Here is a 22,850-nt window from a genome sequence, read left to right on the forward strand (position 1 = left end):
CCGGATCGCGGGCGTCGAACCGGAAGACGACGAAACCCCACAAGCCGACGCGGACTAGGATTTCACGCTCACCACAGGTGAGGCACCACTCCGGATTACGCGCTCATTTTCAAATGAGGCACCTCGGAGAAACCGCCTTCGCCTTCCGACTGGCGGACATCTCTCTCATATTGCTATCGGTCATCGGTCTCCTTCCTACCGGCCGGTGCGGCCCCATTCGATGATGAACGTGTGGACCACGTCGCGACGCTGGGCGATCTCGCTCACGTCCGCGAAGGATTCGGCGCATGACAGCGCGTCGATGACGTCGTGCAGGAGCAGCGCGAAATGCTTCGGACAGTAGTAGCGCTTCTCCTCGCTGCGGGATGCGAGCACCCAGAAACGGGCGAGTTCGTCGCATTCCCCGATGTAGAACTCACAGCCTTCATCGTGCGGCTTGCCGTCATCATCGCCGAAGTATCCTCCGTGGATGATGTCGTCGAATTCGTCGTCGAATTCCTGCTGGGTCTCTTCGACGGACAGTGTCGTCCGGACGCGTACCGCCGTTGCGGGACTTGCCGTTCTCATGGTTCAGTTCCTTTCCTTGATGGTTTCGCCGTCGCCGCGACGTTCTGCGAACGGGTATCGCGGCATGGCGTTCCGTAGCTCCGATTGTGAGAGCGTGCCGTTTTCCAGCCGTTTGATGACGTCCACGCAATCGGCGATGTCACGTTCGATGTCGTCGTCGTTGAGCGCGGCCCCGTCATCGCAGTACTCCGGATAGAGGTCCATGCGCCGGCGCATGGCGGCGCCGTCGTAGACGGCGATCTCCACGCCAGAGCCGTCGCCGAAGTGCATCCACGACACGACGCAGCCGAGCGGCAGCGGCAGCACCAGTCCGGCCCGCTCCTCCACGAGCGCGACGACGCCGGGTTCGCGACGCTGTCCCGGTTCCGCGAGCATGCCGAACGTTTCGAGGCGGGAGAGCCGCATCGCGGAGAAATACTGGTGGGATTGCTCCCGGTCGAATGCGATCCGGCCATCGTCCAGCCGTTCGTAGCGCAGGAACAGATCGGCGAGGCACAGGTTGTTGTAGGGTGCGCACTGGTGCAGCCCGCTCAGGTCGAACGCCCAGCGGTCCGACGAACCGTAATGCTGGACCCGGATCTTGTCCGGTTCGTCCTCATGCCGGTGTTCGATGAGATGGCAGAACAGGGGGATGCCCAGTTCGTCGCGTTTCCTGGATGCGAACGACGCGAACGGGCGGATCGTGAATTTCGGCATGATCGGCCCGATTCCGTCGAATTCCTTCTGCAGTCGCGTCATGCCGCGGGCGGAGGTGTCGTCCACCCAGATCAGTCCCTGCGTATGGCAGACGCAGCCGCCGTCATGTTCCTCATCGTGTTCCATCGGAGTTCCTTTCATTGGTGCCGTGCTTCTCGCGACCCGTGTTCCGTTCCACCGGACACCGGTGCCGGCGTCCGGCGGAATCGCCGTCATTGATTACGACCGGACAACCGATCCCCGGCATGTCGCTTACGCGGCGGCGACGACCTGCTTCACCCGGCCGCGGAAGAAGTCGACGACGTCGGACGGCAGTTCGTTCGGGCTGATCAGGTTCGCCGCCCTGACGGATGCGACCAATTCCCGCGGAGAGGTGACGGCGATGCCGCCGACCCACTTCGCGTCGCTCACGTCCGGAATGCCGTTACGGCCGCCGGGAACCATACACACCATCCAGCGGGCATCGACGCGGTGACGGGCGAGCGCCGCCTGCCAGCGTTCGCGCTGCATCGCCATGTTGCGGCTCATGGTGATGTACGGTTTGCCGTCGGAACCCTTGACGAAGGCACGACGGGACTTGCTGATGCGGGCGAGGCACCTCTCGTTGACGTTGACGTAGCTGGTGTCGGAGCCACCCTTGTAGTTCTTCGCGTCCACGAACCACGCGTGGACGCGGTGGTCCGCATCGATGCCGAGCAGCACGCAGTCGATGTCGGCATTGACGCATCGGCCTTGATCATCCATGCCGTACAGTGACCAGAAGGAGAGGACCGGAAGCTGTTCGTGGGCGATGATCCGAGCCAGTCCAAGCTCGCCTCGCTGACCTGACGTCACGGCGTCGGTTCCGAAACCGGAGGCGTTCAGTCCGGATCCCGGGTTGCCGTACAGCAGGCCGGATGCGTGCAGCTGGTTGATGTCGATGTTCCTCGAGTTCTCATACAGGGCATCCGGTTCGCCGCCGTTGTCGCAGTCCGCCATATACCAGCCGTGATACTGCTGCTCGTTCTGCATGGCGGCCACCAGTCCGTAACGCTGTCCCAGCGCGTTGAACTGTTCCCGCGTCGGAGTGGCCATATCGGTGGGCCTCGGGGACGTCGATGCACCGTAGCGGCGGCCGCCCGTCATGGACAGGCCGAGACAGGCGAGCAGGAAGACGAGTCCGGCCGCACCGAAGAATCCGCCGATGAGGTACATCAGCCAGGATCCCAGCGATCCCAGATAGTCGGATGCCTCCGCGGCCGACAGCCGGCGAATGTATCGGAACGGGTCCAGTCCGAGGGACAGCCCCATCGTGATCAGAAACGCGCCCAGAAAACCGCAGACGCCGCACAGGATCCTGTGCTCGGCGTTCTTCTTCCGCTTGGCCGTCAGGATGAGCAGTCCGACGAATACCCAGACCTCGATGTTGATCGTCGTCAGCCAGCTTATGAAACCAACCATTCCGTTTCCTCCTATCCCGTCGTTTCGCACGGTATGGTTCCCGTGCGCGTCTGCCGCGTGTGGGCCGACGTAAGAATCAACCGGATAAGTCCTCGTCGTCGGCGTGTCGTGGCATGTTCGGCCGAACGGCAAAAGGTGCAGAAGGCAACAGAGAAGGCCTCCCGTCTGTGTTTGAAACAGACGGGAGGCCTTCAGATTCGTAGATCCGACCGGCGGACGCCGGTGGCTACTGGCGTTTCCACGAGTAGAACGACTCCTGCTGGTGGTCGTTGGTCAGGATGTTGACGGTCAGCGGCGCGTCGGTGGTGAAGTCGTAGCTGCCGGCGTTCCACATCTTCACGTCGTCGCTGAGCTTGGCCGAATCGTAGCCTTTCGGATACGCGGTGAACGAGCCACACGGTTCCATGCCGTAGACGTCCGCGATGGTGACGAGCGTGTCGTCGCGGATGAAGCTGTCGCCCTTCTCGCCCTGCACGGTGAGCCGGTCGGCGTCGCATTGCAGCGTGTACGTGCCGTCGTCGTTCTTCGACGCCGACGAGAACCGACCGGAGAACACGGCCTCCCGACGTTCCCCGTTCGGATAGTCGGGGCCGGTCACGCCCATGTCGCTGTCATGGTATTCGCCGGAGAACGAGCCGTCCGCGGCCAGTGTCAGCGTGGTGGCCCAGCCGCCGCTGCCGGACAGGAACATGTAGTCGCCGGCGAACTGTTCGAACACGGCCGCCGATGCGGAGTCGGGAGCCGTCTCGTCCTCATCGTCGTCGGCCACGACGCCGTCGATGCGGTTCCATTCGATCGGCGTTTCGACCAGATAGTAGACGTTGTCCTTGTTCGGCGCGTCCTTGAACGCGACCGGCTTGCCGGCGCGGGTCGGCGTGTACGGATTGAACTGCGGACTGGTCGCATCGGAATCGACTTCCACGGTCTTGTATTCGGCGTTGTTGCGACGGATGATGTACGGACGGTCCGCATCCGGCGTGTAGTCCGATTCACCGTCGAAATATCCGTCTTTCTCCAGCTGGGACAGGTCCGCGTCGACCGGCATGTAGACGAGGAATTCCTTCGCGTCATAGGTCAGTCCCGTGCTTTCGCCCGCGCTTTCGTTCTCGCCGGAGACGAGATGTCCATGATCGCAGCGGCCTCCTGGCGAAATCGGCTGGACGTCGGCACCGCAGTCGGCGAGGCCTCTGCCCGAATACACTTCGAAAGCTCCGGTATCACCGGAAAGCAGGGCGTATGCCATATCCTTCGACATGGATCCGCCGTCCGTGGCGAGATTCGTCGGCGTGCAAGCGCCCGGAGCCTGCGCGTAGGGGCAGAGCGACAGCGAATCGTTCCAATTGCCGTCGGTGTTGCCGTCGATCGTCAGGCCGTATCGTATGACCTCCTTCAGCGACAGACAGTCGCCATCCTCGGTGCAGTACCGGCCGACCAGACGATCGGCATGGCCGGCGTCGGCGGACCCGTAGGGGTCGTTCTCATAGGTCGTGGTCAGCACGTCGTATCGTCCGCTCGCGTCGACGCCGTAGTACAGGGTGACGTCGGTCTCGTCGGTCTTCACGCCGATGCCGGGATCGGCACCCGTGATCTTGCCGAGGTATTCCCGGCTGCTGAACCGCGGTTCAAGCGTGACCGTGTAGCCCTTGCCGGCCAGCGTCCGCTTCGCCTCGTCCTTGTTCATGCCGGCGATCTCCACGGGGATGCCGTCGCCTTCGACGCCGACGCCGAGGTGGATGCCGTCCTTCTCGTCGGTGACGGGCTGGCCGTCCGCCGGCGTGGTGACGGTCACCTTGCCGGGGCTGTCGGAGACGACCTCGTGTTCGGTGATCTTCACGCCCATCGACTTGAGCGACTGCTCGGCCTCCTCCACGGTCGACCCGACCGTGCCTTCGGGCACGCCCGGACCGAGCGATTCGACGACGGTGACTTCGGTGCCCTTGGCGAGGCGTTCGCCGGATTGGGCGCCTTCCATGCCGATGTAGCCGCCCTTGCGCACGCCGCTGTACTGCTGCTTCTTCCTGACGACGAAGCCCTTGGCCTCCAGCTGCTTGACCACGTCGGACGCGTCCGACGCCTCGATCGACGGCACGGTCTGCGGCCCCCACAGTTCCATCCGGTACGTGACGAACGTGGCCGCGCATACGGCGATCGCGACGAGCGCCGCCACGATGGTGACGACCATCGCGACCGGCGGACGGCGTTTCGCCGCCGCGCCGCCGGAAGGTGCGGGAGCGCCGCCGTCCTCAGCGCCCATGTCGGCGACCTGTTCCAGCGGGATCGGACGCGCGACCGGCGCCGCCGGCTCCGGCGCGAAGGAGGGCGCGATGGACGGCGGCACCGCCGTGTCGCCGGATGCGTCGGCAGACGTATCGACGCCCGTATCGGCGACGTCCGCGGTCGCATCCGCGGTCGGGGCGGCGGCAGGCTCGACCGACGGTTCAGCCGATGGCTCGGCGTCCGCATCGTCCGTCGGTTCGGCGGCCGGTTCATCCGACGACGCTGCGGACGATTCCGCAGCGACGGGCGATGCCGCCGCCGTTTCGACGGACGATTCGACGGACACCGCAACGTCCGACGCAACGGTGGAATCGGTTTCCGGTTCGGCGATCGGTTCGACGGCGGTTTCGGCGGCCGTCGGAGGAGCCGACTCGGGCTCTGGTTCGGGAATGGGATGCCCGCAGTTCACACAGAACCGCGAGCCGGCCTCGTTGGGCTTGCCGCACTCAGTACAGAACATTGTGCATCGCCCCCGCAATGATCGCGCCGATGATCGTGGACAGCACCGACACCAGGATGGCGAATACGACGGCGCTCAGCACGATCTGCAGCAGCACGCACAGGAACTTGACCCACTGCGAGTCGAGCTTGCGATGGGCCTCGCCCTCGTAGACGAGCACCATCATCCACATGCTCTGCGTGAGCACGGCCAGCGCCCACAGGACGATCGCAAGCACATCCAGATTGATGAGCGCGGCCACGGCCGACAGCGCGAACAGGCCGAACCAGGGTGCCAGACGGTGCGCGTAGTCGTCGTGAAGCGTGCGGAACGTGACCGGATCACCCATCACCATGCGCATCAGGCGCAGGATCAGCAGCATCCCGTACTGGTAGAGGCTGAACACGATCCACAGCACGATGCACACGAACGGCGCTGCCTCTCTCACGGCCGACCTCATGTAGTAGCCGTCCATGAACGGCACGATGTCGAGCATCGCGCTGCCGCCGTGGGCGATTTCGACCGTCGCGGCGAGGGCGGACAGGAACATGGTGCCGAAGATCACGACGAGCGCATACCACGGCTTGCCGCCGCCGACCTCGCTCGGGCGCAGGAAGAACGTCTTGAACCAGTCGCCGAACGCGCGCGCCTCGGCCTTCATCTCCGGGGTGATGATCGGCTTCGTCCCGGCCTGCGGCTGTGAGGCACCCTGCGGGGGCATCCCCGGCTGAGTCATGCCCGGCTGTGCATACTGCGGCATGCCCTGCTGCAGGTACTGCTGCGGGTATTGCGGCATCGGCTGCTGGGCGTACTGCGGCACCGACTGGTTCTGGACGAACGGCATCGGTTGCGGCTGGACGGCCGGCTGCACCGGAATGGGCTGCGTGGCCATCGGCTGGTCCGTGACCGGCTGCTGCGGATGCGGCTGGGCGTACTGCCGATCCGCCGGCGTCACGTACGGCTGGCCGTACTGCGGCACGATCGGCTGCGCGACGGGTTGCGTCGGCTGATCCGGCTGCGCCGCAGGAACCGGCGACTCAATCGGCTGCGCGATGGGCGTGGCCGTCACGGACGACTCGTCCGACGGCGTGGTGACCGGTTCGACCGATGCCGTGGCGACCGGCTCGTCCGGCTGCATTGCGGACGTGTCCGGTTCCGCCTCCGTCGCCGCCGGCTGTGTAACCGCGAACGGCGCACCGCATTGACGGCAGAACTTCGCCTCGTCCGGATTGCCGGCTCCGCATGGCATGCATGATTTCATGATCTTCTCCCTTTCTCCGGGTGCATCGTCTTCGATAGGCCGGGTTTCGGCCGCCCCATCGTTCCGTTCTACCAGAACGTCCGTTCCGGCGCGTCGCACGGGCCCTTCCGCGGACGGCGTCCGCACGCAGACGTTCGCACCTCCTAACCGGACAATCGGATGACACGCCGAGGAATCCGCATCATTCGAGGCGTGTCTCCGGTCATCTGCAGGCGACGGAATCGATTGTCCGGTTGTCATCGTCAGCGGCGATCGGAACGGCCGGTCGCATCGAGGAACCGCGGCGGCACCACGGGAAAGGAGCCATCATGGCACAGCAGAAGGGCGGCAACGCTACGAACGGCATCAACGGCAGCGACGACTTCGAGATGAGCGACGAGGAGATCCGCCTCGCGGAGGAGAACGACACCGATTTCTTCGACTCCTTCGATATCGGCAAGCTGTCACCCGATGCCGTCTTCGCCTCCTTCTACGGCGACGACGAAGACGACGACGAAGACGACGATTTCGACGACGACCTCGACTTCGGTGACGGGCTCGGCGCGAACCCGTTCGCCACGCTCCGCGCGCTCATGGACGCATCCGGCCAGGGTCCCATCGACCCCGATGCCGACCTCCGATAGACGACTCCGACAGCCGGAAAGGACACCATCATGGACGTATCGGGAAACCGTCATTTCAGCGAACTCGCCGACGGCCGCGGCCACAGCGCGCATTTCGGCATCCCCTACCCCAGCCATCTGGACGTGACGCTCAAGTTCATGCAGCGCCGCACCGCCGAGACGCCGCTGCGATTCGACGCGATGTACTTCCGCCGCCCGCGGCGCGACGTCGACGGCGCATGGGACTGCACGTGGATCGAACGCTGCACGATCACCGACCCGACCGGATGCCGCGTCGTGAACGACCACTATCCCGCACGCCAGCAGATCAACATCCCGTATCTGCGCTACCGGCTCAACACGCGGCAGCTCACCCCGCTGATGAAGGTCGCCTTCCGACCTGCGTTCCCGGACATGCCCGACTCCCCCGTCGTCACGCATGTCGAACGGCTCTGGGACATGCTCGACTACGGGACCGCGCTGCGCGACGGCATGCTCACCGACGATCCGGCCGAGGCGCAGCCGGAACTGTACGCAATCATCGAGCGCACCACCGGACTCGTGCTCCCGCTCGCCGTCGGCATGCGGGTCGAATTCATCCTCGGCGACGACGACGTGATGACGATCCGCGCGCTGCCGGCGGCGCACCGCAGCAGCTACCGAAGCCGTAACGGGCACGAACGCTACGAATGCGAGGACGCCTACGACGAGAACCGGCTGCGCGACGACATCGCCCGCTGGAGCCACGAGCTAGGCCGGCACATCGACCGGCGCAGGACCGCCGGCTTCGCCGATTGGCGCAAGGCGATCGAGGAGCTCAAGGAAAGGACCAAGGAATATGACCGCAACAGCCGCTGACATGACCTTCGATACAGGTACCGCAATCCCCGCCGTCGCAGCCGGCACCGCAGCCGGCGCCACGCACGCCGTCCAGCCGATGACGGATGCGGCGGCGCGCATCAGGAACGTCAACGTGGCCTCCCCCACGGCGACGCTGCCGTCCGTCGTCTACTTCGACGAGGTGATCGCACGCTTCATGGACGACGACACCGGCCTGCCTCCGGTCGAGGACGACGATGACGGGGACGACGAACCGCAGTGCGTGTACGCCTACGGCGGCATCGACACGGACGAGGACTTCGCCGACCTGCGCCACCCTGTGGACGCGGACGACATCGAATGCCACGAGAGGCCGGAATACTACATCAAGGCGACGTCGTCCGATCCCGGCGACGATGGGGAACGGCTGGACACGTACTACTACTGTCCGCGGCACTTCGCCCTCAACCTCGGCTACCTGTGCGACACGATGGACCGCCGCACGCCCGACATGGAGATCGCCCGCTTCCTGCTGAACGGCGAGCTGCCGCCTCGCCACACGATCCAGGACTGGGGGCCGATCGTCGGGAGGTGACGGCGATGAGCCGGCACGTTCCGCACGTTCCGGCACGTTCCGGCAACGGGCGGAACACGCCACGACATGAGATGGCGACCGTTTCGCCGCACAAGGCGAGTACATTGGCAGAAAGCACGGATATGACGCAAGGGGGCTTCATGCTGCACATATCGGAAACCGACGGCGACGATGCACTGGACCGGCTGATCGCACGCGCCGCGTCGGACATCGCCGCCGCGGACGACGCCGACGGACGCTTCGTCCTCATCACGCCGGCGCGACTGCGCCCGTATGCGGAACGGCGTACGCTCGCCCATCTGCGCGACCATCCCACCGGGCGGCCGGGCGTGACGGTCGAGGCGCATTCGTTCACGAGCATGGCCCGGTCGGTGGTCGGCAACCGGTACGACGGACGCTATGCGAAACCCATGGTGAGCACGTTCACGCTGCGCGCGTTCCTCGCGTCGCGCATGCGCCGCGACCAGCGGACGTTCCGGCAGGCGGGCGACACGTTCGGCTCGGCCAACCAGTTCGCCGCGCAGGTGGCCGAACTGATCGAGGCGGGCGTCCGCCCCGACGACATCGACCGTATGCCCGACGCGGACGAACGTCTGCACGCCCTGTCGAAGCTGCTCGGCCTGGTGTATGGCGAATTCGGCGAGTTCACGACGCCCGGCTCCAATGCGGGCGTCATCGTGCCGTGGGTCCGGGAGCACGGCCGTGGCCTGCACGTCTACCTGTACGGATTCGAGCGGCTGAGCGCCGACGAGATGCGGGTCGCGGCCGCGCTCGCCGAACACGCCGACTGCGTGCTCGCCGTGGAGACCGGATGCGTCCCCGACTACGTCGATGCGATCCGCCCCGCGACCGGCTCGGCGGATCCGTCGTCCCCGGCGTCCCGCGAGGCCGGCCATCCGACGGACGGCACCCTTCCTCCCCTGCTGCATCCCGCCGCCGCTCCTCATGTCTACCGTGCCGTGGACGAATGCGACGAGGTACGTCAGGCCGCCGCCATGATCGCCGGCCTGCGCGACCGGGCCGCGCAGGCCGGCGAGCCGTTCTCCTACGGCGACGTCATGGTCACGACCCGCGATCTCGGATCGTACCGGGCGATGCTCGCGGACGAATTCTCCTACCAAGGGATCCCGGTGAACGCGACCGCCCCGGCCACGCTGGCCGACCAGCCGCTCGCCCTGCTGCTGCTAGCGCTGCTCGACGAACGTCTCTACGCCGACGTTCCGGACGAGCGCGTCCTGATGCATGTGTTCCGCTCCCATCTGCTTCGCGGCGGCTACCGGTTCCGGAACCGTGACATGGACCGCGTCGCGGACGCGCTGGTCGAATCCGACCCGACGCGCGTCTGGGCGTGCGCGACCGGCTCCGACCGGCTCGACGACACGGTCCGCCGCATGAGATCGCTGATCGATGAGGCGCGCCCGGCGTTCATGGGCGCCGACGGCGGCGAAGCGCGCACGGTGTGCGACGCGCTCGCCGACATGGTGCGCTTCCTCACCGATGTGGGCGTGAACCGGTCGTGGGCCGAGATCCTCGACGACGACGCGCGCGCCGCCGAGCCCGATGGCGAGCGTCTGCACCACGAGGCGCACAAGCGCCTGTTCGCGCAGACGCGCACGGTGTGGAATCTGGTGATGCGCGAGTTCGATGCGCTGGTCGAACGGTTCGGCGATGAGCCGTTCGCCGATTTCCGTCCGACGTTCCGGGCGAATCTGGAGACGTTGCTGGCGGAGCAGCCGGCGCAGGCGCAGTCGAGGGCGTCGAATGCGGTGGATGTGGTCGCGTTTCCGACGGCGATGCGCCCATACCGGCATGTGTTCGTGCTGGGTGCGAGCGCCGCGCAGGTGCCGGCGGTTCCCGGCGAGACGGGCCTGTTGGACGAGTCGGAGCGGCTGGCGCTCGCCGACTCGTTGGAACGGCAAGGCCGGCGGGTTGCGGCGGCGGGCCTGCGTGCGGGTACGGTGCAGGCGAAGGCGCGGCGTGAAGTGCTGGCGTTCGATCGTGTGGTGCGGTATGCGGGTTCGCTGACGTTCCTGTGTCCGCGGTCTGCGGGCGGGGCCGCGCAGGCGCTGTCGCCGTTCGTGGCCGACCTGCTGGCCGGGGCGGACGGGGACGTCCGGTCCGTGGCGGGTGCCGCGGGCGTTGTGGATGCCGTGCCGACGATCGACGATCTGCCGGATGCGTCCGCGGCCGTGGCTCATCTGTTGACGTTGTGCGACGTGGACCGGTTCCTGGATTCCGCGATCATGCTGGATCTATTCACGCGGCTTGAGAATTCGGACGATCCCGGTTCGCCGCGCGTGTTCGATACGTCGGTGTCGGCGGTGCAGTCGTTCTATGGCAATCCGTTCGAGCTGTTCCTGTCCCGTGGTCTTCGGGTGAAGCCGTTGGAGCCGTTCGAGTTCGATGCGGCGCTTCGGGGCAGTTTCTGTCATGCGGTGCTGGAGCGTGTCGTCGGCGTGCGGATCGCCGCGGCCCGGCTTGGTGGTCCGGCCGCCGTTCCCGCCGCGTACCGGGATGGCGGTGCGTTGAAGTCGGATGCAGCGCTGGTCGACCTGTTCTCCCGGCTGGATTTCCGTCCCGAGCCGATCGCGGGCGTCGATCTGCCGGCGACGACGCTGGTGGAGGAGGATCCCCGCTTCGCGATTCTCGCGTCCAGCCAACGCATGCGCGCCGTGCACGAGCAGCTGCGGCATACGCTGCGCGCGTTCCTGCGCCGCTTCGACCGGACGGTCGAAGCATGGCAGAAGGGCCTGCTGTATGAGGGCGGATCGGGAGAGTCCGGCAGGAAACGGTCCAAGGCGAAGTCGCCGGAGCCGCCGCTCGTCGACGTGCCGCTGGCCACGGAACGCCAGTACGGCGACATACGCGGCGTCCGCGCGGATTGGCCGGCGCTGACGGATGTCATCGTCGGCGAGACGGCCGAGGATGAGGATGACGTCGAAGTGACCTTGCGCGTGCGCGGCAAGGTCGACCGCATCGACCGCATCGAACGGGACGGGCATGCGGGGTCGCTGGTGATCGACTACAAGTCGTCCGATCATGCGCTGTTCGGCTCGAGGAAGCAGGAGGGCACGCCCATATATTACGGGCATGAGCTGCAGCTGCTCACCTATGCGAGCGCCCTGGACGCATCCGGCGAGGATCTTCAGCCGCTTGCCGGCATGATGTTCCTGTCGTTCCGCGCCGAGTCCGACAATAAGGCCCGTCTTGCCGATCTGACGTCGGCCGGACCGTCGCAGGAGGATGCCGACCGGACCGTCGGCGACACCGGGCTGCGGCCGGCGGATCCGAAACCGTTGGATCTGGCATCGGCCGGCGCGCTCGTAGGACGGTGGTATCACCCCGGTCAGACGGCGCCTGGATTGCCCACGCGGCGGCTGACGGTCGAGGAGCTGGATCTGCTGCGCGACTTTGCGTGGCGCAGGATCGCCGACGCGTGCCAGTGCATCCTCTATGGGGTGATGCCGGTGCGCCCGTACCGGGAGATGACCGCCGATGGCGCTGAGGGCAAACACGACGGCATGAGGTTCAGCGACTATCCGGATGTGATGGCGTTGGATCTGCTGGACGAACGGGTCTGGTACAGGCAGCCTCCCGTATCGTTCGAGGAGCTGCTCGCCGCGGCGGAACGGCGACGCCGTGAGAGCGAGGACTGGGTGCTTCCCTTGTCCGGCGTTCCGTTCGCCGAGGACGACGTCACGATGGATCTGGAGGAGGAACTGTGAACGACAACCGGTATTTCATCAGCGCGTCGGCCGGCACCGGCAAGACGACGCGACTGCTGCAGGACGTGATGGCCGACCTGCTGGAACGCGCCCGCGGCGACGCGCATGCGTCCATCCGCGAATCGCTGATCGTCACGTTCACGATCGCCGCGGCCGCGGAACTGCGCGCCAAGCTCGCCCGCAACATCGACTTCGCCGTCGACTATGCGCGCTCGTACATGGACGGCGGCGAGCCGCTGCACGACGACCGGTATCTGATCGGCGGCGACGACGGCGATCTCGCCCGCATGATCGTACGGGATCCGCGACTGGCCGAGGCCGTGTTCGCGAAGGCGGCCGACGAGCTGCCGAGCACGCAGATCAGCACGATCGACGCGCTCGACAAGCACATCGTGGACCGTAACGCCGACACGCTCGGCATCGACCCGGGCTACCGGATCATGGCGGACGAGGCGATCCGCGCCGGCATGCAGCATGAGGTGCTCGACGCGATGTTCGAACGCTGGTACGATCCGTCCGATCCCGAGCATGACGCGTTCCTCGACCTGCTCGACAGCACGGGCGGCGCCGAGCATGACGGCATGCTCGCCGGCGAGATCCTGCGCCTGTACGATCTGGCGCAGACCAAGCCGAACGGCCTGGCATGGCTGGACGACCTGTCGGAACCGTACCGGGTGCGATTCGACGGCAGGAGCCCGCTGCTCGGCGTCAGCTGGACGCTCGACGGCGTGATGGACGGCCTGTGCAGGCAAATCGAAGAGACGCGGCAACGGACCGCGGACACGCTCGCCGGACTCGGCGAGAAGCACCGCGATCCACGCGACGGCATGACGCTGCTGCTCTCCAGCCGCGCCTTCGCCCCCGTGTTCGCCGCGATCGACGACGTGACCGACGCGTATCGGACCGGCTCGTGGGATGATGCGTTCCAAGCGCTCGACGCCGTCGACGCGGCCCTGGACGCCATCAGGGTCAAGCCGGGCACGAAACCCGAGGACAGGCAACTGTACAAGTTCGACGCCCGATACTTCGCGATCGTGGACGACCTGTTCCCGGACATCGTCAAAGGCACGGACGGCAACAAGACCGCGATGGAGGCGCTGCAGGGCATCGTCAAGGGCCCGGTCGCCGACCTGCACGACGTGTTCGCGCAGCCGGCCGCGCGCATGGATGCGATCGACGCGCTCTTGGAGCGGCGCATCGACACACTGGTACGGCTGACGGGACTGTTCGAACAGGAGTACCGGGAGGCGAAGCGCCGCGCGGCCGTGCAGGAGTTCTCCGACATCGCGCATCTGGCCCTCAAGGCGTTGGAGCGCGACGACGTGCGCCGGCGCGTCACCGCGCAATGGCGGTACGTATACGTGGACGAATGCCAGGACAACAACGCGTTGCAGAACCGGTTCATCGACTTGGTCGGCCGGGACGCCGCGAAGGTGACGATGGTGGGCGACGTCAAGCAGAGCATCTACGGGTTCCGCTACGCGCAGCCCGAGGAGTTCCGGCGCAGAAGCCGCGAGGTGTCGGACGAGCACCGGTCCACGCTGGTGCGGAACCATCGCTCGGTTCCCGAGATCCTCGTCTTCGTCAACACGGTGTTCGACCACCTCATGCGCAAGGACATGGGCGGCGCCGACTATCGGCAGGACCGGTTCCGCATCCCCGCCGCACCGGAACGGTTCGACGCGACGGCCGTGGAGCTGCTGGTGCGCGATACCGGCGCAGGCAAGGACGGGAACAAGGGCGACGGGGAATCCGACGGCGGCGCGGCCCCGTCCGCCGGCGCCGGAACGACGGCACTGCCGCGCATCACGCCGGACCAGCAGCAGGCCGATATGATCGTCCGCCGCATCCGAGCCCTGCACGACGAGGAAGGCTACCGGTACGGCGACATCGCGGTGCTGGAACGCAGCACGAAGCTGTTCGGCGACCTCCACGCCGCGCTGGTCGAGGCCGGCATCGACGTGGAGGTCAACGGCGTGGGCGACTTCTACGCGAAGCCCGAGATCATGGTCGCACTGGACTGGCTGCGCGCGATCGACAACCCGCACCGGGACGTGCCGCTGGTCGCGCTGATGCGCGCGCACGGCATCCCCGACAACGTCCTAGCGGCGATGCGTCTACTGGGCGACGGCGGATACTACGGCCTCCTGTACCGGATCGCACGCCCGTCGGAGCGTTTCCCGCTGCCGTCGCCGCTGCCCGCCGCCCTGGCCGGGCACATCGGCACGCTGCGGGCGCTGCTCGACCAGTTGGAATCGCTGCGGTCGTTCGCCGCGACGCATCCGGTCGACGCGCTGCTGTGGCGCATCTACACGCAGACCGGATGGTACGACTACTGCGGCGGACTGCCGGACGGCCGCCGCCGTCAGGCGAACCTCGCCCAGCTGTGCGTCAAGGCGCGCGCGGCCTCCGATACCGGAGATCGCGGCATCCCCGCGTTCCTCCGGGCCGTCGACCGGTGGCAGGCCAACGACGACAAGGACGTGCGCGCGGAGGCGACGACGCTCGCCACCGGCGACGCGGTGCATCTGACCACGATCCACAAGGCCAAGGGCCTGCAGTGGAAGGTCGTGATCCTCGCCGACGCGACCTCGGCGTCGTTCAACGAAGGCAACCTGCCGCGGTTCGTGACCGTGCCCAGGCCCGGCGACCCGGACCATGGCGTCGCCGCCTGTCGGCTCGCCTCCGACCATGCGGGCAGCGCGATGGACACGTTCCAGCGCCGGCATCTGGCCTCGCTGGCGAAACGGCAGAGCGTCGACGAGCAGCTGCGCCTGCTGTACGTGGCGCTCACCCGCCCCGAACGACGGCTCATCGTCGCCGGCACCTGCCAGAAAGGGTTCGACGCCGTACTGGAGGGAACCCATGTGGAGCGGGTGCGCGACGACGGCGCCATGAGCACGCGCGACATCCTCGACGCCCCCACGTACATGAACTGGATCCTTAAGGCGCTGCTGACGGCCGCCCACCACGGCGACACGCAGGATCTGCAGGGCGTGAAGTCAGCGGACGGCCTCATCGCGATACCCGACGGACTGGCCGAGGACACGGACGCCGGCGACATCCCCGGCCGCGTCATCCGCAGGTGGGACGACGCCGGTCCTGCCGTCATGCGCATCCTGCCGGGCGACGACGCGTTGGCCGACGGTCTCGTGATGCAACGTCCGTCGCCGGACGGATTCCTGTCGGTCGATGAGCGTGTGCCGGACGCGTCGCGCCGCCCGCTGACGCTCAACGCGTCGGGCATCCGCAGCTGGGCGCAGGCCGTCGGAGCCGGCGATTCGGACGATCCGGACGCAGCCGCCGACGCGATCGCCGACGACGACGCGGCCGGCGCATCCGACGCCGTCGCCCCCGGGGTCCGTCCCGACGCGGACGAGCGGTCGTGGCGGTTCGCCGCCTACCCGCTGCCGTCGTTCCTCACCGGGCATGGTGCGGGCCCGTCCGCGGCCGAGATCGGCACGAGCGTGCACAACGTGCTCGAACAGTTCGACTGGTCCACTCCGACGGATGCGCGCTTGTGCGCCGCGCAGCTGCTCACGGTGCTGCACCGGCTCGCCGACTCCCGGATCATCGCCGAGCCGGTCGCCCGCCGGATCGAGGAGGGGCCGCTGTTCGACGCGATGATGTGGTTCGTGTGCGCCGGCGGCGACGGGTCCGCCGCCCCCGCGGCCGACGGCGGCGTGCGGACGCTGGCCGACGGCATCCGCGCGCATCGCGGACGACTGTTCCGCGAAGCCCCGTTCTCGCTGCTGCTCGACGACGACGGGCTGCGTGCCATCGCATCCGGCGGCGCATCCCGCCCGGCGCATACCGGGGACGACGGCGACGGCATCGTCGTGCGCGGCGTCATCGACGGCTACTACGTGGACGACGCGACGCGCACCATCGTGCTGTTCGACTACAAGACCGACGCGATGCGCGACGACGAACGCGACGATCCCGCATCGTGGTGCCGACGCCTGCGCGACGATTACATCGGCCAGCAGGCGCTGTACGCCGAGGCGCTGGAACGGCTCTACCCGGGGTATACGGTCACGCAGCGCTGGCTGGTCGGACTCGCCGGCCGGCGTCTCATCGACGTGACTCCGCACTGACGGACGACGGGCGGACCACATCCCCATGCGATCCGCCCGCCCACCAGAGCGGCATCCCCGCCTTCGGACCACGCCCTCACCGTTTCCCGGTGCGTGTCGTGTAGTTCTCCAAGTGCCGGCCGACGGCGCGGATCACGATATGCCGGTCGTCGGGGTTCCACGCGAAGTAGATGCGCAGCGACGACTCGTCCTCCTTGTTCCCGATGCGCAGGTGCGGTTCGGCGGTAAGCCGACGCCCGCCGTCGTCGATCTCCCGGATGCGCATGTAGGAGGCGTCGTTGTGGGTCTGCGGGCCTTCGTTCTCGGCGAGCTCGAACCCGCCCACGGACGGGTCGGCACGGAACAGCGTGCCCGGGTTGCCTCGCCCGGGCTCCCCCGCGTACACGTCGTATGCGACCGTGCACGCCAGATGCATGCCTTGCCAGACCAGCGCCGGCTTGGTGATGCACTCGCGCAGCGTGCGCCATGCGCTCTCGTGGATGCGAATGCGGTCCGGGTAGAGCGCCGCGAACAGGCGTACGATCGCCTCGGCGTTCCGCCCGTTGAGGTTGCGGCTGTTCGTCGCGAGCATCTGCGGCAGGTCGGCGGGGATGCGCGAACGTACCTCGTCCAGGATGGAGGCCGTGTCCGTGTCCGCGTTCTTCCGGGCCGCGTCGAGCGCGCGCGTGAGCCGTTCGACCGTGTGGTTCAGTTCCGCGTTCCGATGCGCCAGATCGTCGTTGCCTTCCTCCAGTCGCCGGTTCTCCGCCATCAGGTCCGTGTTGTCGGCGAGCGCCATGTGCAGCAGGTCGTCGCGGTCGGATGCCGCGGTGTCGGCGGTGTCGCCGACGCCGTCGGTGTCGTGTCTGCCGGTGTCTGCGACGGCAGGCGTGCCTTCCGTATTCGTTCCGTTCGTCCGATTCGTCCGATTCGTGCCGGCTGTCGCGGCCGTGTCCGCGGCGCCGTCGGCGTCGCCCGTATCCGTCCGCGCGTTGAGTCGTTCGCGTACCGCGGCGAGCTGGGCGGTCAGGTCGGCGGCGCGGCGGCGTTCGTCGGCGAGGTTTCTGCGCAGTTTCCGGTTCGCCTGTTCGAGGCCGTCGATGCTGACGGCGAGTCGTCCGCGTTCGTCGTCGAAGCGTTTGGCTGCGGCGTCGTGGCGTTCGCGGTCGTGTTCCGCCTGTCGGCGCTGTTCGGCGAGCGCATGGTCCTTGTCGCGCAGTCGTCGTTCGGTCTTGTCGGCGTGGGCCTGTGCGGCGGCGGTGCGGCGTTCGGCTGCGGCGAGCTTGGCGAGCGCCGTCTCGTGGTCCTGGATGGCGGCGATGGTGTCGACGGTCGGGTCGTCTGCGGCGTTGGCGTCATCGGCTGCGGTGTCGTCCACGAGTGCGGCGAGCAGTCCGATCGCCGGGTCGTGTCTGTCGGCCGGCGCGGTTGCGGCATCGGCCTGCGTGCCGGTGTCGCCGGTCCGTGTACCGGTGCCGGCGGCGGCGCGGCACGCGGCGATCTGCGTGCCGGTGATGGTGTGGTGGCGGCCGAGTTCGTGTGCGGCGGCGCGCATGCGCACGGGGTCGTCGTCGGCGTCGATGCCTTGGTCGGCGAGCGCCGGCCGGGGTGCGTAGATGCGGATGCTGTCCTGTCGTGGCGATGATCCGGGCAGGTGCGTGTCGAAGGTGCGTCGGATGGCCTGCATGGCGCGGCGGCTGTCGGGGGTGCAGATCATGACGTCGGGGAAGAGCGTGGCGTGGAGGGCGTGCGGGTCGATGAGGGGCGTGCCGTCGGCGGCGTCCAGTCCGATGACGGCGACCGGGAAGTCGCGGCGCCGGTCGGCGACGATGTGCCACAGGTCGTCGGCGTCGATGGTGCGGATGGCGGTGTCCGTGTCGTCGTGCGGCGCGGCCGGTGAGGGCGATGTCGGTGCGTCGGATGCGCGGCAGCGGCCGCAGTCCGCCGCCGTGGCCTTGGCCGTCGTCGGCGGCGTCTTCGGCGACTATGGTGCGTTCCTCGATGCGGCACGCCCATTGGATGGTGTGTCCGTCGTCGTCGCGGATGCGCCGGTCCTCGCCGCGCACCTGTACGCGCGTGCGGCCCGTCGCGTCTCCGACGGTGAACGACGGCATCGGCTTGTCGCCGCGCCGCCATGCGGTCCAGAGCCGCCGCGCCCATGGCGATGGGGTGCCGTCCTCCGGTTTCCATCCGCGTTCCGTACCGTCGTAGGCGGTCTGCAGCCAGTCGTGCACGCATCGCGCGATGGTGTCGATCGTGCCGTCGATGCCGTCGGCGGCGTCCGGGCCGCAGTCGTGTCCGGTCCGTCCGGTGCGACCGGTGCGACCGGGGTCGTCGGGATTGTGGCGTACGGAGAAGCGCGCCCGGTAGATGGTCATGAATTCGCGGCGCATAGGCGTCCTCCCTGCCTGCCGGCGGTTCCGTCGACGTTGGTGCTGCTGACGATGGTCCCGCCGGCGTTGGACACGCCGTCGTGCGTCGCGCATGATGGGCCTCCGTCGGCGTCCGCCGAGGCATTGCGGCGGACCGCGCGAAGGCGCACATATGCGACGAGGCTCCGTCCCGCGCCCCCGTGGCCGGCGCATGCGCGTCGGCCGTGGGGTGCGGGACGGAGCCTCGTGGCCATATGTGGCTACTCGTCCGTGGGTTCGGATGCGGCGGGTCCGGCCGTCGCCTCGCCCGTGGCGTCCGGGGCGCCGTCGGACGGCGTGTCCGCGGTCGGCTCGGCCGTCGGCTCGGCGGCGAGCGCCTCGCCGGTGAACGTGAAGTCCTCGTCGAGGATGCTGTCGCCCTTCACGTCCACGACCACCTTCTGGCCGTCCTCGAGTTCGCCCATGAGGATCTTCTCGGAGATGGCGTCCTCGATGTCGCGCTGGATGACGCGGCGCAGCGGGCGGGCGCCCAGCAGCGGGTCGAAGCCCTTCTGCGCGAGCAGGTCCTTGGCGGCGGTCGTCAGTTCGAGGGTCATGTGGCGGTCGAACAGGCGGTCGTTGAGGCGGTCGACGTCCAGGTCCACGATCCGGCGCACTTCGGTCTCGCTGAGCTGGCGGAACACGATGATGTCGTCGAGTCGGTTGAGGAACTCGGGGCGGAACTGCTGCTTGAGTTCGCTGGACACCTGGTCCTTCATGCGCTGGTAGCTGGATTCGGTGTTGACGCCCAGATTGAAGCCGGTGTTGGCGGCCTTGGCGATGTCGCGCGTGCCCAGGTTCGTGGTCAGGATGATGATGGTGTTCTTGAAGTCCACCTTGCGTCCCTGGCCGTCGGTGAGGTGGCCGTCGTCGAGCACCTGCAGCAGCGTGTTGAAGATGTCCGGGTGGGCCTTCTCGATCTCGTCGAACAGGACCACGGAGAACGGCTTGCGGCGCACCTTCTCGGTGAGCTCGCCGCCCTCCTCGTAGCCGACGTATCCCGGGGGCGCGCCGAAGAGGCGCGACGCGGCGTACTTCTCGGAGAACTCGGACATGTCGACGCGGATCAGCGCGTCCTCGTCGTCGAACAGGAATTCGGCGAGCGTCTTGGCCAGCTCGGTCTTGCCCACGCCGGTGGGGCCGGCGAAGATGAACGAGCCGGACGGGCGCTTCGGGTCCTTGAGGCCCACGCGGGCGCGACGGATCGAACGCGACAGCGCGGTCACGGCCTCGTCCTGGCCGATGATGCGCTTGTGCAGCTCCGCCTCCATGCCCATGAGCTTCTTGGATTCGGCCTGGGTGAGCTTGACGACCGGGATGCCGGTGGTGTTGGAGATGACCTCGGCGATCACGTCCTCGTCCACGACCATGCGCACGTCGGATTCGCCTTCGCGCCACGCCTTCTCGCGCTCCTTGCGCTCGGCCTCCAGCTTCTCCTGGCTGTCGCGCAGTTCGGCGGCCTTCTCGAAGTCCTGGCCCTTGATGGCCTCGTCCTTCTGCTCGGCCAGGCGCGCGATGCGCTGGTCGAGGTCCTTGAGCTCCGGCGGGGCGGTCAGCCGGCGGATGCGCAGGCGCGCGCCGGCCTCGTCGATCAGGTCGATGGCCTTGTCGGGCAGGTTGCGGTCCTGGATGTAGCGGCTCGACAGTTCGGCCGCGGACTGCAGCGCACCGTCGGTGATCGTCACCTTGTGGTGGTTCTCGTAGCGTTCGCGCAGGCCCTTGAGGATCTCGATGGTCTCCGCGATCGACGGCTCGTGCACCTGGATCGGCTGGAATCGGCGTTCGAGCGCCGCGTCCTTCTCGATGTACTTGCGGTACTCGTCGGTCGTGGTCGCGCCGATGGTCTGGAGCTCGCCGCGAGCCAGCATCGGCTTGAGCATGTCGGACGCGCCCAGCGCGCCGTCGGCGGAGCCGGCGCCCACGATCGTGTGGATCTCGTCGATGAACAGCACGATGTCGCCGCGCGTCTTGATCTCCTTGAGCACCTTCTTGAGACGCTCCTCGAAGTCGCCGCGGTAGCGCGAGCCGGCCACCATCGAACCCAGGTCGAGCGAATACACCTGCTTGCCCTTGAGGGTCTCCGGCACGTCGCCCGCGTGGATCTTCTGCGCCAGGCCCTCGACGACCGCCGTCTTGCCGACGCCCGGCTCGCCGATCAGCACCGGATTGTTCTTCGTGCGGCGCGACAGCACCACCATCACGCGTTCGATCTCCTGCGAACGGCCGATGACCGGATCCAGCTTGCCCTGGGCCGCCTCGTCGGTCAGGTTGCGGCCGAACTGGTCGAGGATGGCCGAACCGGACTGGCCGCGCTTGTCCTGCACGCCGCCCGCGTTCGCCAGCTCGCCCTTGCCGTCGCCGGACGCCGAATTGCCGCGGATCATGTCGATCGTCGCGCTGCGCAGCTCGCCCAGATCCACGTCCATCTTGATGAGCACCTGCGTGCCCACGCCCTCGCCCTCACGGATCAGACCGAGCAGGATGTGCTCGGTGCCGATGTAGCTGTGGCCCAGCTGCAGGGCCTCGCGCAGGCTCAGTTCCAGCACCTGCTTGGCGTGCGGAGTAAAGGGAATGTGACCGCCCGGGGTCGCGTTGCCCTTGCCGATCATCTCCTCGACCTGCTTGCGGGTGTCCTCCAGGGTCACGCCCTTCGACGCGAGCGCCTTCGCGGCGATGCCCTCGCCCTCACGGATCAGACCGAGCAGCAGGTGTTCGGTGCCGATGTAGTTGTGCTGGAGGGCTCTCGCCTCCTCCTGCGCGAGTACGATCACGCGCCGGGCACGGTCGGTAAACCGTTCGAACATGCTTGTCCTTCCACTCTTGTTAGCTCAGACCACTCTACCGATTCACGGTGACGTTTCCCGCGTTTCCACGCCCGATTGCGCTCAGAACGCAACCGGCGACGATATGCTGGACGTATCTGCACGCTCATCGGTGAGGAGGCATGATGACTGACACCACCACAATGGCCGACATCGTCGTCGGCGTCGACGGCTCCGACGAATCGTTCGCCGCCCTGCGCTGGGCACTGCGCGAATCGCGGCTGACCGGCCAGAAGGTCAACGCCGTCTACGGTTGGACCCGCTCGTGGGACATGGGCGCCGAACCCGACAGCGAGGCCGCGTGGGAGCAGGCCCGCGCGCGCATCGTCGACCGGCTGCGCACCTGGGTCGACGAGGCCATCGCCGGCTCCGACGACCTGACCGGCGACAACGTGACGCTCACCTCCGTGCACGCGTCCGGCTCCGCGGCGCTGCTGCGCATCGGCCGCGACGCCCAGCAGATCGTCGTCGGCCGCAGGTCGCTGGGCCGCGTCGCACGCTGGTTCACCGGCTCGTTCTCCGCATCGCTCGCCGAATCCGCGAGCGTGCCCGTCACCGTCGTGCGCATCTTCTCCGACGAGGACGAGACGATGCAGGACGCGATCGCCCAGACCCTCGCCCCCGGCGCCGACCCGGCCGGGCAGGCGCGCACCGGGACCGGCGGCGGACGGCCGGTCGTCGTCGGCGTCGACGGCTCCCCCACGTCGCGTCGGGCGCTCGCGTTCGCCGCGCACGAGGCGCAGGTGCATGGGGTGCCGCTGCAGGTGCTGTTCTGCTGGCAGCTGCGCGATCTGGGCGTGATCCCCGGCTATGAGAACGCGATCGCGCCGATGACCGAGGGCCAGCAGCGCGCCGAGCGGATGCTGGCGGACATGCTGGCCGGCGAGGACCTGCCCGAGGGCGTTGAGGTGCAGGCGCACGCGTTCCACATCTCGGCGGTCAAGGGTCTGATCACCGCGTCGCGCTATGCGGGCCATCTGGTGATCGGCTCGCGCGGCCTGTCGGGTCTGGACGCGCATTTCCTCGGATCGGTGTCCAAGCAGCTGGTCACGCTCGCCGAGTCGACGCTCACCGTCGTCCACTGACGGGCGCGACGGGCCGCTCCGGCCATATACGCGGA

Annotated in this window: 14 protein-coding genes; 7 read left to right on the forward strand and 7 right to left on the reverse strand. The window is 67.7% G+C overall.

From position 1 onward, the window contains the following. Positions 1 to 195: 195 nt before the first annotated feature. From D2E24_RS07375 to D2E24_RS07395, 5 genes are all read right to left on the reverse strand, one after another. Positions 196 to 567 (reverse strand): hypothetical protein, encoded by a 372-nt coding sequence (locus tag D2E24_RS07375; protein WP_125968701.1) that lies wholly within the window; start codon positions 565 to 567, stop codon positions 196 to 198. A gap of 3 nt (positions 568 to 570) precedes the next feature. Then, the gene (locus tag D2E24_RS07380) at positions 571 to 1,389 is read right to left on the reverse strand and encodes a hypothetical protein (protein WP_125968702.1); all 819 of its coding nucleotides are present in this window, start codon (positions 1,387 to 1,389) and stop codon (positions 571 to 573) included. 126 nt (positions 1,390 to 1,515) lie between these two features. After that, positions 1,516 to 2,703, reverse strand: coding sequence for a zinc ribbon domain-containing protein (locus D2E24_RS07385; protein WP_125968703.1), 1,188 nt, complete (start codon positions 2,701 to 2,703; stop codon positions 1,516 to 1,518). A 226-nt stretch (positions 2,704 to 2,929) separates the two neighbouring features. Further along, the gene (locus D2E24_RS07390; RefSeq protein WP_125968704.1) at positions 2,930 to 5,440 is read right to left on the reverse strand and encodes a zinc-ribbon domain-containing protein; all 2,511 of its coding nucleotides are present in this window, start codon (positions 5,438 to 5,440) and stop codon (positions 2,930 to 2,932) included. Next, a complete protein-coding gene (locus D2E24_RS07395; protein WP_125968705.1) occupies positions 5,427 to 6,668 on the reverse strand; it encodes a zinc-ribbon domain-containing protein in 1,242 nt (413 codons plus the stop codon). Before D2E24_RS07395 ends, D2E24_RS07390 begins: the two co-directional genes overlap by 14 nt. Before the next feature lie 320 nt (positions 6,669 to 6,988). On the opposite strand from D2E24_RS07395, the gene D2E24_RS07400 reads away from it, so the two are divergent. The 5 genes from D2E24_RS07400 to D2E24_RS07415 all read left to right on the forward strand — a co-directional run bounded on the left by D2E24_RS07400 (position 6,989) and on the right by D2E24_RS07415 (position 16,518). Continuing rightward, positions 6,989 to 7,303 (forward strand): hypothetical protein, encoded by a 315-nt coding sequence (locus D2E24_RS07400; protein WP_125968706.1) that lies wholly within the window; start codon positions 6,989 to 6,991, stop codon positions 7,301 to 7,303. 30 nt (positions 7,304 to 7,333) lie between these two features. Beyond that, positions 7,334 to 8,140: a hypothetical protein gene (locus D2E24_RS07405; RefSeq protein ID WP_125968707.1), complete on the forward strand. Its 807-nt coding sequence runs from the start codon at positions 7,334 to 7,336 to the stop codon at positions 8,138 to 8,140. Further along, a complete protein-coding gene (locus D2E24_RS10325) occupies positions 8,121 to 8,696 on the forward strand; it encodes a hypothetical protein (protein ID WP_164521056.1) in 576 nt (191 codons plus the stop codon). Before D2E24_RS07405 ends, D2E24_RS10325 begins: the two co-directional genes overlap by 20 nt. Before the next feature lie 140 nt (positions 8,697 to 8,836). Next, positions 8,837 to 12,421, forward strand: a complete 3,585-nt coding sequence (locus D2E24_RS07410; protein ID WP_164521057.1) for a PD-(D/E)XK nuclease family protein — start codon at positions 8,837 to 8,839, stop codon at positions 12,419 to 12,421. Further along, positions 12,418 to 16,518: a UvrD-helicase domain-containing protein gene (locus D2E24_RS07415; protein WP_125968709.1), complete on the forward strand. Its 4,101-nt coding sequence runs from the start codon at positions 12,418 to 12,420 to the stop codon at positions 16,516 to 16,518. The genes D2E24_RS07410 and D2E24_RS07415 overlap by 4 nt, the downstream gene beginning before the upstream one ends. Before the next feature lie 76 nt (positions 16,519 to 16,594). Here the strand turns inward: D2E24_RS07415 and D2E24_RS07420 are convergent, their stop codons facing one another. Then, complete coding sequence (locus tag D2E24_RS07420; protein ID WP_125968710.1) at positions 16,595 to 18,214, reverse strand: coiled-coil domain-containing protein; 1,620 nt, start codon at positions 18,212 to 18,214, stop codon at positions 16,595 to 16,597. 21 nt (positions 18,215 to 18,235) lie between these two features. On the opposite strand from D2E24_RS07420, the gene D2E24_RS10330 reads away from it, so the two are divergent. Next, positions 18,236 to 18,397 carry a hypothetical protein gene (locus D2E24_RS10330; RefSeq protein ID WP_164521058.1) on the forward strand — a complete coding sequence of 54 codons (162 nt, stop codon included), beginning with the start codon at positions 18,236 to 18,238 and terminating at the stop codon, positions 18,395 to 18,397. Positions 18,398 to 19,129: 732 nt separating this feature from the next. Here D2E24_RS10330 and D2E24_RS07425 read toward each other — a convergent pair. Beyond that, entirely contained in the window at positions 19,130 to 21,712 is a 2,583-nt protein-coding gene (locus D2E24_RS07425) for an ATP-dependent Clp protease ATP-binding subunit (RefSeq protein ID WP_125968711.1), read from the reverse strand. Between the two features lie 143 nt (positions 21,713 to 21,855). Here D2E24_RS07425 and D2E24_RS07430 point away from each other — a divergent pair, with 143 nt between their 5' ends. Further along, the gene (locus D2E24_RS07430) at positions 21,856 to 22,815 is read left to right on the forward strand and encodes a universal stress protein (RefSeq protein WP_125968742.1); all 960 of its coding nucleotides are present in this window, start codon (positions 21,856 to 21,858) and stop codon (positions 22,813 to 22,815) included. Positions 22,816 to 22,850: the final 35 nt, after the last annotated feature.

The sequence above is a fragment of the Bifidobacterium samirii genome (assembly GCF_003952945.1).
GTDB classification, from domain to species: domain Bacteria; phylum Actinomycetota; class Actinomycetes; order Actinomycetales; family Bifidobacteriaceae; genus Bifidobacterium; species Bifidobacterium samirii.